This window comes from Achromobacter aloeverae (genome assembly GCF_004121055.1).
Classification (GTDB): domain Bacteria; phylum Pseudomonadota; class Gammaproteobacteria; order Burkholderiales; family Burkholderiaceae_B; genus Bordetella_C; species Bordetella_C aloeverae.
This window is the reverse complement of the sequence record NZ_PYAL01000009.1, coordinates 217617-229824: the sequence shown is the minus strand read 5'-3', so window position 1 is coordinate 229824 and position 12208 is coordinate 217617. Positions and strand designations below refer to the sequence as shown.

Annotated in this window: 11 protein-coding genes; all 11 read right to left on the bottom strand. The window is 66.6% G+C overall.

The annotated features are described in order from the left end of the window. Nucleotides 1-23 precede the first annotated feature (23 nt). Nucleotides 24-935 carry a sulfate adenylyltransferase subunit CysD gene (gene cysD / locus C7R54_RS26525; RefSeq protein WP_129153919.1) on the bottom strand — a complete coding sequence of 304 codons (912 nt, stop codon included), beginning with the start codon at nucleotides 933-935 and terminating at the stop codon, nucleotides 24-26. 56 nt (nucleotides 936-991) lie between these two features. After that, the gene (locus C7R54_RS26520; RefSeq protein ID WP_129153918.1) at nucleotides 992-1795 is read right to left on the bottom strand and encodes a phosphoadenylyl-sulfate reductase; all 804 of its coding nucleotides are present in this window, start codon (nucleotides 1793-1795) and stop codon (nucleotides 992-994) included. Between the two features lie 21 nt (nucleotides 1796-1816). Continuing rightward, nucleotides 1817-2893, bottom strand: coding sequence for a sulfate/molybdate ABC transporter ATP-binding protein (locus tag C7R54_RS26515; protein WP_129153917.1), 1077 nt, complete (start codon nucleotides 2891-2893; stop codon nucleotides 1817-1819). Nucleotides 2894-2957: 64 nt separating this feature from the next. Further along, nucleotides 2958-3968 carry a sulfate ABC transporter permease subunit CysW gene (gene cysW, locus C7R54_RS26510; RefSeq protein WP_129153916.1) on the bottom strand — a complete coding sequence of 337 codons (1011 nt, stop codon included), beginning with the start codon at nucleotides 3966-3968 and terminating at the stop codon, nucleotides 2958-2960. Continuing rightward, nucleotides 3965-4837, bottom strand: a complete 873-nt coding sequence (cysT, locus tag C7R54_RS26505; protein ID WP_377814887.1) for a sulfate ABC transporter permease subunit CysT — start codon at nucleotides 4835-4837, stop codon at nucleotides 3965-3967. Before cysT ends, cysW begins: the two co-directional genes overlap by 4 nt. Before the next feature lie 105 nt (nucleotides 4838-4942). Continuing rightward, nucleotides 4943-6007 (bottom strand): sulfate ABC transporter substrate-binding protein, encoded by a 1065-nt coding sequence (locus tag C7R54_RS26500; protein WP_240039727.1) that lies wholly within the window; start codon nucleotides 6005-6007, stop codon nucleotides 4943-4945. 306 nt (nucleotides 6008-6313) lie between these two features. Then, entirely contained in the window at nucleotides 6314-6955 is a 642-nt protein-coding gene (locus tag C7R54_RS26495) for a peroxiredoxin (RefSeq protein ID WP_129153914.1), read from the bottom strand. A 163-nt stretch (nucleotides 6956-7118) separates the two neighbouring features. Further along, complete coding sequence (locus C7R54_RS26490) at nucleotides 7119-8960, bottom strand: acyl-CoA dehydrogenase (RefSeq protein ID WP_129153913.1); 1842 nt, start codon at nucleotides 8958-8960, stop codon at nucleotides 7119-7121. A gap of 250 nt (nucleotides 8961-9210) precedes the next feature. Continuing rightward, entirely contained in the window at nucleotides 9211-10140 is a 930-nt protein-coding gene (locus C7R54_RS26485) for an electron transfer flavoprotein subunit alpha/FixB family protein (protein ID WP_129153912.1), read from the bottom strand. Between the two features lie 2 nt (nucleotides 10141-10142). Next, complete coding sequence (locus C7R54_RS26480) at nucleotides 10143-10892, bottom strand: electron transfer flavoprotein subunit beta/FixA family protein (RefSeq protein WP_129153911.1); 750 nt, start codon at nucleotides 10890-10892, stop codon at nucleotides 10143-10145. Nucleotides 10893-11279: 387 nt separating this feature from the next. Next, the gene (locus C7R54_RS26475) at nucleotides 11280-12203 is read right to left on the bottom strand and encodes a histone deacetylase family protein (RefSeq protein ID WP_129154065.1); all 924 of its coding nucleotides are present in this window, start codon (nucleotides 12201-12203) and stop codon (nucleotides 11280-11282) included. Nucleotides 12204-12208: the final 5 nt, after the last annotated feature.

Sequence of the window (12208 nt, the reverse complement as noted above, 5' to 3'; positions counted from 1 at the left end):
TTCGATTCCGGTCGATAGCCTGCTTAGAAATAGCCTTCACGCTTGCGGCGCTCCATGGACGCCTCGGAAGTCTGGTCGTCCATGCGCGTCGCGCCGCGCTCGGTGATGTCGCTGATGGCCGTTTCGGCGATGATGGCGGCGTTGTCGGTCGCGTCCGACGCCACGGGGCAGGTGCAGGAGATATCCCCCACCGTGCGGAAGCGCACCGACACGTTCTCGACCTGCTCGCCTTCCTTGGGCGGCGTCAGGCGCGTCACCGGCACCAGCAGGCCGCTGCGCCGCACCACGTCGCGACGATGGGCGTAATAAATGGACGGCAGGGCCAGCTTCTCGCGTTCGATGTACTGCCAGACGTCCAGTTCGGTCCAGTTCGAGATGGGGAACACGCGCATGTTCTCGCCACGGTGGACGCGGGTGTTGTACAGGTCCCAGACCTCTGGGCGCTGGTTCTTCGGGTCCCACAAGCCGAATTCGTCGCGGAAGGAAAAAATACGCTCCTTCGCGCGCGCCTTCTCCTCGTCGCGGCGCGCGCCGCCGATGCAGGCGTCGAAACCGAATTCGGCGATCGCCTCCAGCAGCGTCACGGCCTGCGCCGCGTTGCGCGAATCGGTTTCGCGGCGCAACACCACCGACCCGCGCGCGATCGAATCCTCGACGCTGCGCACGATCAGCTGCTCGCCCAGTTCGGCGGCGCGGGCGTCGCGAAAGGCGATCACCTCGTCGAAGTTATGGCCCGTGTCCACATGCAGCAGGGGAAACGGGAAACGTCCAGGGCGGAACGCCTTTTCCGCCAGGCGCAGCAGGACGCACGAATCCTTGCCGCCAGAAAACAGCAGCACGGGTCGCTCGCATTCGGCGGCGACTTCGCGCAGGATGAAAATGGCTTCGGATTCCAGCCAATCCAGGTGGCTGCGGGTGTGTTGTAGGGTGGACATAATCGGATCCATGTAACCTGGAGAAGAACCTGACGCGATCGGGCGGCCTTGGGGATCTAGGACCGCACTGCCTCGGGCTTGATCGAAAAACGGTTGCCGGCGTGCAGACCGCACTCCTTGGAATCGGAAGACTCCCACCACCAGCGACCGGCGCGCACGTCCTCGCCAGGACGAATGGCCCGCGTACAGGGCTCGCATCCGATGGACGGATAGCCCTGGTCGTGCAGCGGGTTGTAGGGGATATCGAAGGCGCGGATCGCGGCCCAGACTTCCGCCTCGCTCCAGTCGGCCAGCGGGTTGAACTTGTACAGGCCGAACGTGGTGTCCTGCTCTTCGTCGGGCAGGTCCGCGCGCGTGGCGGATTGGGCGCGCCGCTGGCCGGTGATCCAGGCCTTGCGTCCCGCCAGCGCGCGACGCAGCGGCTCGACCTTGCGGATCTCGCAACAGGCCTTGCGCAGCGCCACGCTTTCATAGAACGCGTAGGCGCCATGCGCCTGGACGTGTTCCCGCACGGCCTCTTCATGGGGGCGGAAGACATCCGGCCGGCGGCCGTAGCGCGCCTCGATCACGTCCAGCAGCGCCAGGGTTTCCGCGTGCAGGCGGCCGGTGTCCAGCGTGAAAATGCCCAGCCCGCTGCCCCCTTCCAGGATCGCATGCGTCAACAGCATGTCCTCGGCGGCCAGCGACGAAGCCAGCACGGCATCAGGGTAGCGGCGCGCGATATCGGCCAGGCGCAGGGTGAGCGCCTGCCATTTCCGGGTTGGCAACTTCTCGGTCAACTTCCCGGTCGGCGATTTATCGGTCGGTAATTTATCGGCCTGCCCTTCCTGGGCGAGGTCCGATGTCGAAACGGGCTGCATGCTGCGTACTCCTCCCAAGTCCTAGGCGCGCCGCGCTTCGTGCTCGGCGGCGAAAATACGGCCGCGGCGCGGACGCGCCAGCAATTGCTCGCCTTCGGCCAGGCCCAGCGCGCGGAAGTCCTCTTCGGGCACCTGGGCCTCCAGCAGCCCGCCGTCCTCGCGCGACAGTTCGAGGAAAGCGCTGGGACCGGCCAGGTAGGCATGGTTCAGCCGCACGGCGATGCCGTCGGTGGCGGGCGCGTAGCGCAACACCTCAAGCTCATGCGGCCGCACATAGGCCACCGCACGCTGCTCGTCCAGCCCCTCGAAGGACGGCGCCGGCAGCGATATCCCGCTGGCGCGCCAGATGCCGCCGGCCGCATGGCCGGCGATCTGGTTGACGTCGCCCAGGAATCCGTAGACGAAAGGCGTGGCGGGCTGCTCCCAGACTTCGCGCGGCGTCCCGACCTGCTCGATGCGGCCGGCATTCATCACCACCACGCGGTCGGCGACTTCCAGCGCCTCTTCCTGGTCGTGCGTCACGAACACGCTGGCCACGTGCAGCTCGTCGTGCAGGCGGCGCAGCCAGCGTCGCAGTTCCTTGCGCACCTTGGCGTCCAGCGCGCCGAAGGGTTCGTCCAGCAGCAGCACGCGGGGTTCCACCGCCAGCGCGCGCGCCAGGGCGATGCGCTGGCGCTGCCCGCCGGACAACTGGGCGGGATAGCGGTCGCCCAGCCAGTCCAGTTGCACCAGGTTCAGCAGGGCATGGACCTTTTCCTGGATGGCCGCTTCCGACGGACGCTGGGCGCGCGGCCGGATGCGCAGGCCGAATGCGACGTTCTCGAACACCGTCATATGGCGGAACAGCGCATAGTGCTGGAAGACGAAGCCGACCTGGCGGTCGCGCACGTGCACGTCCGTGCTGTCCTCGCCGGAAAAATACACGCTGCCGCTGTCGGGCGTTTCCAGGCCCGCGATGATGCGCAGGAGCGAGGTCTTGCCGCAGCCGGACGGCCCCAGCAAGGCCACCAGCTCGCCCGAATCGATATGCAGGTTGATGTCGCGCAAAGCCTGGAAATTGCCGAAGCGCTTGTTGACTGCCTTGATTTCGATATCCATGTCTATCCTGTCTGTTCTTTGCGCAACACGGCGCGATCGCCTGCCTGGGTCGGGGCTTGTCCCCTCATGCCGGGGCCCGCGCCGGTACGCCGGCCGGCGCGGACGCGGCCGGCGGCGGCACTTGCGCCGCGGCGTGGGTCCATTGCCGGACGCGCCGTTCGTGGCGCCACTCCAGGAAGGACTTCACGCACAAGGTCAGCAGCGCCAGCAAGGCCAGTAGCGACGCCACCGCGAAGCCCGCCTGGATCTGGTACTCGTTGTAGAGAATCTCGACTTGCAGCGGAATTGTATTGGTCAGCCCGCGTATGTGCCCCGATACCACCGAAACCGCCCCGAACTCGCCCATTGCCCGCGCATTGCAAAGAATGACGCCGTAGATCAGCCCCCAGCGGATGTTGGGCAAGGTCACATGCCAGAATGTCCGCCAGCCGCTGGCCCCCAGCACCACGGCGGCCTCTTCCTGCTCGCTGCCCTGGGCCTGCATCAGCGGGATCAGTTCCCGCGCCACCATGGGCAAGGTGACGAAGGTCGTCACCAGGACGATGCCCGGCACGGCGAAGATGATCTTCAGGTCGTGATCCATCAGCCAGGGGCCTATCCAGCCCTGCGCGCCCAGCACCAGCATGTAGGCCAGGCCGGCGACCACCGGCGACACCGAGAACGGCACGTCGATCAACGTGACCAGCACGGACTTGCCGCGGAAGTCGAAACGGGCGATGGCCCAGGCGGCGGCGATGCCGAACACCACGTTCAGGGGCACGGCGATGGCGGCCGTCAGCAGCGTCAGGCGGATGGCCGCCCACGAATCGTCATCGGCCAGGGCGCCGAAATAGGCGCCCGCGCCCTTGCGGAACGCCTCGGCGAAGACCACGCCCAGGGGCAGGACCAGGAAGGACAGCAGGAAAACCACCGCCACGGCGATCAGCGCGACGCGCACCCAGCCCGCCTCGCCGCGGCGCGACAAGGTCCTCGCGGCGGCCGTGGCGGGAGCCGCCGATATGGCCGCGCGGGCCGGACCCTCCTGTCGTCCCACGACCTCCTCCCCGAGGGAGGATACGGGCTTGGAGCCGCTCATGGCCGCCCCCCCAGCAACCGTCGCTGCCAGAACTGCAGGCCATTGATCGCCAGCAGCAACAGGAAAGACGTCGCCAGCAGCACGGACGCCAAGGCGGCGGCGCCGGCATAGTCGAACTGCTCGAGCTTGACCAGGATGAGCAAGGGCGTGATCTCCGAGACCATGGGCATATTGCCGGCGATGAACACCACCGACCCGTATTCGCCCACCGCGCGCGCGAACGCCATGGCGAAGCCGGTCAGCAGCGCGGGCGCGATCGAGGGCAGGATTACCTTGCGGAAAATCTGGAAAGGCGTGGCGCCCAGGCTGGCAGCCGCCTCCTCCAGTTCTTTTTCCGCGTCTTCCAGCACGGGCTGCACGGTGCGCACGACGAAAGGCAGGCCGATGAAGGTCAGGGCCACCACGATGCCCGCCGGCGTGTAGGCCAGCTTGATGCCCAGCGGCACCAGATGTTGGCCGATCCAGCCATTGGGGCCCAGCAGCGCGGCCAGCGAGATGCCAGCCACGGCCGTCGGCAGCGCGAAAGGCAGGTCCACCAGGGCGTCCAGTATGCGCTTGCCCGGAAAGCGGTAGCGCACCAGCACCCAGGCCACCAGCAGTCCGAACACCAGGTTGATGACCGCGGCGATCAGCGACGACCCGAAGGTGACGCGATAGGCGGCCAGCACGCGCGGCGAGGACACCGCCGTGACGAACTGCGGCCAGGTCAGGGCAAAGGACTTGATGAACAGCGCGGACAGCGGCAACAGGACCAGCAGCCCCAGGTAGAACAGCGTCAGGCCCAAGGTCAGGTTGAAGCCGGGCAGCACCCGGCGGCCACGCCGGCCGGAAGCCGACGGTCCCGCGGGCGGCGTGACCACGGCGCCCAGGCCGCGGTGCGCGAGCACGGCGGCCTCCAGGGTATCGACAGGCGCCTGGGTCATGGATTTCCTCCGCGGCAGCCGCCCGGGGCGGCCCCGCGCAATGTTCCTGGCTTATTGCTTGACATAGATCTGGTCGAAAACGCCGCCATCCGCGAAATGGGTCTTGTTGGCCGCGGGCCAGCCGCCGAAGTTCTTGTCGATGGTGACCAGGTCGATCTGGGCGAATTGCTTGGCGTACTTGGCCTTGGCCTGCTCGCCGGTCGGACGATAGAAATTACGGCCGATCAGGTCCTGCGCCGCATCCGAATAGAGATAGTTCAGATAGGCCTCGGCCACGGTGCGCGTACCCTTGCGGTCGACGTTCTTGTCCACTACGGCCACCGTCGGTTCGCACAGGATGCTGACGCTGGGCGCCACGATTTCGAACTGCCCCGGACCAAATTCATTGAAGGCCAGGAAGGCGTCGTTTTCCCAGGAGATCAGCACATCGCCCACGCCGCGCTGGGCGAAGGTGATGGTCGAGCCGCGCGCGCCCGAATCCAGCACGGGCACGTTCTTGAACAGCTTGGACACGAAGTCCCTGGCGCCGGCATCGCCGCCGAACTTGCGGCGGCCGTATTCCCACGCCGCCAGGTAGTTCCAGCGGGCGCCGGCCGAGGTCTTGGGATTGGGGGTGATAACGGATACACCCGGCTTGACCAGGTCATCCCAATCCTTGATGTTCTTGGGATTGCCCTTGCGCACCAGCAGGATGATGGTCGAGGTATAGGGCGAGGAATTGTGCGGCAGGCGCTGCTGCCAGCCTTCCTTGACCCAGCCGCCATGCGTGACCAGCGCCTCGACATCGGGCGCCAGGCCCAGCGTCACCACGTCGGCGGGCGCGCCGTCGATGACCGTGCGCGCCTGCGCGCCCGACCCGCCGTGGGAGTTCTTGATGATCACGTCCTGGCCGGTCTTGGCTTTCCAGTACTTCGCGAAGACCGGGTTGTACTGGGCGTAGAGTTCGCGGGTGGGATCGTAGGAGACGTTCAGCAGCTCGACGGGCTTGGGCGTGTCGGCGGCGCGTGCCGTGGCGATGCCGCCAAGAATGCCCAGGCCGCCACTGGCCGCCGCCGCGCCGAGGGCGAGGGATTGCTTCAGGAACACGCGCTTGTTGTTCGAGCTGTTTTTCATCATTTCCCGCAGTCGTGTCGATATGGGTTTTTCATGCATGCAAGGCATTAGCCGTACGGCATTGTGAAGGGCGCCCCCTTCATTCCCAACGAATAAGATCTTTGTTCTTTATTCCTGGACGAAATACCGCCGGGGCGGTGTGAGGGGGCTTACCTTGGGATAACCGGCGACGGAAGCGGAGACAAAAGCGGCGGGAAAAAAAAACCGGCATCCTTGCGGATGCCGGCGTTCGGCACGGGAAACCCGTCCGGGCGGGGCGGCCCCACGGGACAGTCCGCATCGGCCTGCCCGGGGAAACTGCCCTGGCGCTTACTTGTTGGGCTGCGGGGTGATCCGCAGATACGGACGCACGGCCTTGTAGCCCTTGGGGAATTTCTGCTTGATGACTTCCTCGTCCTTCAACGACGGCACGATGATCACGTCGTCGCCGTCCTGCCAGTTCACCGGCGTGGCCACGCTGTGGCTGTCGGTCAGTTGCAGCGAGTCGATGACGCGCAGGATTTCATTGAAATTGCGGCCGGTGCTGGCCGGATACGTGATGGTCAGCCGCACCTTCTTGTTCGGGTCGATGACGAACACGGAACGCACGGTCAGCGTGGCGTTGGCGTTCGGGTGGATCATGTCGTACAGCTCGGAAACCTTGCGGTCGTCGTCGGCCAGGATGGGGAAGTTGACCTTGGTGTTCTGCGTATCGTTGATGTCGTCTATCCACTTGGTATGGGAATCGACGGGATCGACCGACAGGGCCAGCACCTTGACGTTGCGCTTGGCGAATTCGTCGGCCAGCTTGGCCGTATAGCCGAGTTCGGTGGTGCAGACGGGCGTGAAGTCCGCCGGGTGCGAGAACAGCACGCCCCAGCTATTGCCCAGGTATTCATGGAAACGGATAGGACCGATGGACGATTTCTGTTCGAAGTCGGGCGCGGTGTCGCCCAGGCGCAATTGGCTCATGGTGATCCTCATCAAGTAAAAGTTAAGCGGCAGCCCCCGGGACTGCCTGGATGGCGGACTTCCTTCCGCCGTCGGGTCCCAAGGCAAAAAGCTCCCTCGTGGGCGCATTCTTCATCATTTCGTCAGGACGGTAAAACAAGAATAGCCAGGGATTTATATAACCCTAAGTAATATTGGCGCGCGCGGCCCAGATGTCGACGATTTCGCCGGCACGCACGGCCGCCCCGAGCGCGCCGGCGCGCGGCAGGATGTGCGCGCCATAGAAAAACGCCGTCGCCTGCTTGGCCTGCAGGAAGGCGGTATCGCCGCCCTGCTCCCCGGCCATCCTGCGGCAGGCCAGCACGGCGCGCGCCATCTGCCAGCCGCCATGCAGCACGCCCGTCAGCATCAGGAAAGGAACGCTGCCGGCGAAGACGGCGCGCAGATTGCCCGCCGCCTGCGTCCGCATGAATCCCAGGGCTTCGGCCTGCGCGTGCATCGCGCGCCGCAGGTTATCGCGCAGCAGGCCGATGGCGGCGGCGTCGGCCTCCTGCCGGGACGCTTGCGCCGCGGCCGCCTCGGCGTCCAGCTCGGCGGCGGTCCGGCCCATCGCCTCCAGCATGGCCTGCGCCGTGGCGCCGCCGTCGCGCAGCAGTTTGCGGCCGATCAGGTCGTTGGCCTGGATGGCCGTGGTGCCCTCGTAGATGGGCAGGATGCGGGCGTCGCGGTAATGCTGGGCGGCGCCGGTTTCCTCGATGTATCCCATGCCGCCGTGCACCTGCACGCCCAGCGAGGCGACCTCCACCGCGCATTCCGTGGAAAAGCCCTTGATCACGGGCACCAGGAACTCGTAGAAGGCCTGGTTGCGCTCCCGGACCTGCTCGTCGGGATGGTGGACGGCCAGGTCGCGCGCCGACGCCGCCACATAGGCGATGGCGCGCGTCGCCTCGGTCAGCGCGCGCATCGTCAGCAGCATGCGCTGCACGTCCGGATGATGCGCGATGGTGACCGGTCCCGCCGACCCCTCGACCGCGCGGCCCTGCACCCGCTCCCGCGCGTACGCCAGCGCCTGCTGGTAGGCGCGCTCGGACACCGCGATGCCCTGCTGGCCGACGGCATAGCGGGCGGCATTCATCATGATGAACATGTATTCCAGGCCGCGGTTTTCCTCGCCCACCAGGTAGCCGACCGCGCCCTCGCCCACGTCGCCCTTGCCGGACCCGTACAGCAGCACGGCCGTCGGGCTGGCATGGATGCCCAGCTTGTGTTCGAGCGACGCGCACCATACATCGTTGCGCGGCCCTATCCCGCCGTCCGCTGTCGGCAGGAACTTCGGCACGACGAACAAGGACAGGCCCTTGACCCCGGATGGCGCGTCCGGCGTGCGCGCCAGCACCAGATGGATGATGTTCTCCGCCAGATCGTGCTCGCCGTAAGTGATGAATATCTTCTGGCCGCTCAGCCGATAGCTGCCATCGTCCTGGCGCACGGCGCGGGTACGCACCTGCGCCAGGTCCGAACCGGCCTGCGGCTCGGTCAGGTTCATCGTGCCGGTCCAGGTGCCCGCCACCAGCTTGGGCACGTAGGCCTGGCGCAGACGCTCGTCGCCGACGGTCAGCAAGGCCTCGATGACACCGTCGGTCAGCAGCGGACACAGCGAAAACGCCAGGCTGGCGGCATTGATGTTTTCATTGGCGCAGGCCGCCACCACCTTGGGCAGTCCTTGGCCGCCCCATTGCGCGGGATGCTGCAAGCCCTGCCAGCCACCGTCGGCATAGGCCTTGAAGGCCTGCACATGGCCGGGAGACGTCGTCACCGCGCCATCCTGCCAGGTGGGTGGATGCATGTCGCCGGACCGGTTCAGGGGCGCCACCACGCCCTCGACGAAGCGGGCGTTCTCCTCCAGGACGGCGTCGACCAGGTCCGGGGAAACATCCTCGAAACCGGGTTGGGCCAGGACCTCGTCCAGGCCCGCCAGCGACTTGAGAACGAAGCGGATGTCCGCGAGCGGTACGGTATACGTCATGTCGTCTCCGAAACGGCTGCATGGGCGCGGGCGGCTACGGCGTAGCCGGCACGCTCTGTTTTTTCTGCCTAGGCGCCAGTCTACGCCAACACGGCAGCAGGATAGCAGTCGTGAACCCGGCCGGACGTTTTACGATGCCGTTGCGCGGGCCAGTCCGGTTCGATGGCCGGCGGGCGCCGCGCAAACGACAACGCCCCGACACAGGGTCGGGGCGTTGTCATGGCGCTGCGCTGGATCTAGAGCGCTGGATTTAAAGCGCGCTCGCCAGTTGCGGCACCAGTTCGAACAGGTCACCCACCAGGCCGTAGTCCGCCACGCCGAAGATCGGCGCCTCGGCGTCCTTGTTGATGGCGACGATGACCTTGGAGTCCTTCATGCCGGCCAGGTGCTGGATGGCGCCCGAGATCCCGACGGCCACATACAGCTGCGGCGCCACGATCTTGCCGGTCTGGCCCACCTGCCAGTCGTTGGGGGCATAGCCGGCATCGACGGCGGCGCGCGAAGCGCCCAGGGCCGCGCCCAGCTTGTCGGCCAGCGGGTCCAGGATCTTGAAGTTCTCGGCGCTGCCCAGGCCGCGACCGCCCGACACCACCACGCGCGCGCCGGCCAGTTCCGGACGATCGCTCTTGGCCACTTCCCTGCCCACGAACGAGGACAAGCCCGAGTCGGCCACCGCGCCCACGCTTTCGACGGCCGCCGAGCCGCCCGTCGCGGCCACCGCATCGAAACCGGTGGTGCGCACGGTGATCACCTTCACCGCATCGGCCGACTGCACCGTGGCGATGGCGTTACCCGCGTAAATGGGACGCTGGAAGGTGTCGGCCGACTCCACCGCGGTGATGTCGGAGATCTGCGCCACGTCCAGCTTGGCCGCCACGCGCGGGGCCACGTTCTTGCCCGACGCGGTGGCCGGGAACAGGATGTGGCTATAGTCTTTTGCGATGGCCAGCACCTGCGCCGCCAGGTTCTCCGCCAGGCCATCGGCCAGTTGCGGCGCGTCGGCCAGCAAGACCTTGGACACGCCGGCCGCCTGCGCCGCCTGGTCGGCCACCGCCTTGGCATTGCTGCCGGCCACCAGGACATGCACGTCGCCGCCGATCTTGGCGGCGGCGGCGATGGTGTTCAGGGTCGCGCCCTTCAGGTGGGCGTTGTCGTGTTCGGCAATAACCAGAGTCGTCATCTTCAGACCACCTTCGCTTCGTTCTTCAGTTTGTCCACCAGCGTGGCCACGTCGGGCACCTTGATACCGGCCTTGCGCGCCGGCGGCTCGGAGACCTTCAAGGTCTTCAGGCGCGGCGCGGGATCCACGCCCAGGTCCTGCGGCGTCACGGTATCCAGCGGCTTTTTCTTGGCCTTCATGATGTTGGGCAGCGTGACGTAGCGCGGCTCGTTCAGGCGCAGGTCGGTGGTGACGATGGCCGGCAGCTTCAGCGTCAGCGTCTCCAGCCCGCCGTCGACTTCGCGCGTGACCGTGACCTTGTCGCCGGCGACCTCGACCTTGCTGGCATAGGTGGCCTGCGGCCAGTCCAGCAGCGCGGCCAGCATCTGGCCGGTCTGGTTGGCATCGTCGTCGATGGCCTGCTTGCCCAGGATGACCAGCTGCGGCTGTTCCTTCTCCACCACCGCCTTCAGCAGCTTGGCCACCGCCAGCGGCTGCAGCTCGGCGTCGGTCTGGATGAGGATGCCGCGGTCGGCGCCGATGGCCATCGCCGTACGCAAGGTTTCCTGGCTCTGTTGCACGCCAGCGGACACGGCGATCACTTCCGTCGCCGTACCCTTCTCCTTCAGGCGCGTGGCTTCTTCCACCGCGATTTCGTCGAACGGGTTCATCGACATTTTCACGTTGGCGATGTCCACGCCGGTTTGATCCGACTTCACGCGAACCTTGACGTTGTAATCAACGACGCGTTTTACAGGTACCAGGACCTTCATCCAGCAGCCTCCAGGGGTGATTGCCTTATATTGGCGAAACGATTATTCATGGCGGCGGGATGCGCGCGACACGGCGGCCAGGCGCCGCCCGGGCGCTGCGCAGCCCGACAAACCCCTTGATTCTACAGCCTGTTGACGCCCATCGCGTCCAGGCGCGGCGCACTTGGCCACGCTACGGGCTCGCGAAAACTTCGCAGTTACTGAAGGGGGACTTAAGCGCGGCCGTGCCTACGGGAGGACGAAGGGGGGCCGGCGGACGGGGGCCGGCGGGGCACGGGACGGGGTCAAAAGCCGGAATCACAGGCCGGAATCACAGGCCGGAATCACGGGCCGGAATCACGGGCTGGATCACAGGCCGATGCGGCAGCGCGGCGCCGCAGGCCAGAATCATAGGCCACCGAGCGCGCGGATGTGCGCCACCACGCTGCGCCCCAGGGCGGAAAGGTTGTATCCGCCCTCCAGCATGCTGACGATGCGGTTGCCCGCGTGGCGCGCGGCCACTTCCACCAGGCGCTCCGTTATCCATGCATAGTCGGCCTCGACCAGCCGCATCTGCCCCAGGTCGTCCTCGCGGTGGGCGTCGAAGCCCGCCGACACCAGGATCAGCTCGGGCCGGTGGGCGTCCAGGCGGGGCAGCCAATGCTCGCTCACCAATTTCCGCACCAGGGCGCCATCGGTATAGGCGGGCACCGGCTCGTTCAACATATTACGAGCCTGATTTTCGACGCCGCAGTTCGGATAGAACGGGTGCTGGAAGAAACTGCACATCAGCACCCGGTCGTCACCCGCCAGGATGTCCTCGGTGCCGTTGCCGTGATGGACGTCGAAATCGATGATGGCCACGCGGTTCAAGCCGTGGCGCGCCAGCGCATGCAGCGCCGCGATGGCGATATTGTTGAGAAAGCAGAACCCCATGGCACGGTCGCGGCAGGCGTGATGCCCCGGCGGGCGCACCGCGCAGAACGCGGTCTGCGCCTGGCCGGCCATCACCGCGTCGACGGCCTGGATGCCCGCGCCGGCGGCATGCAGGGCCGCGTCCAGCGTGTGCGGGTTCATCAGGGTGTCCGGATCCAGCGTGTAGTACCCCGTCGCGGGGACATGGCGCCGCAGCCGCTCCAGGTGCGCGGCGGTATGCGCGCGCAGGATGGCCTCGTCGCCCGCCGGCGCGGCCTCGGCCTGCGCCAGATAGGGCATGATCCCGCTGGACAGCAGCTGGTCGTTGATGGCGCCGAGCCTCTGCGGGCTCTCCGGATGCCAATCCCCCATTTCATGCAGGCGGCAGGAGGGGTGGGTAAGATACAGGGTCTCCATAGGGA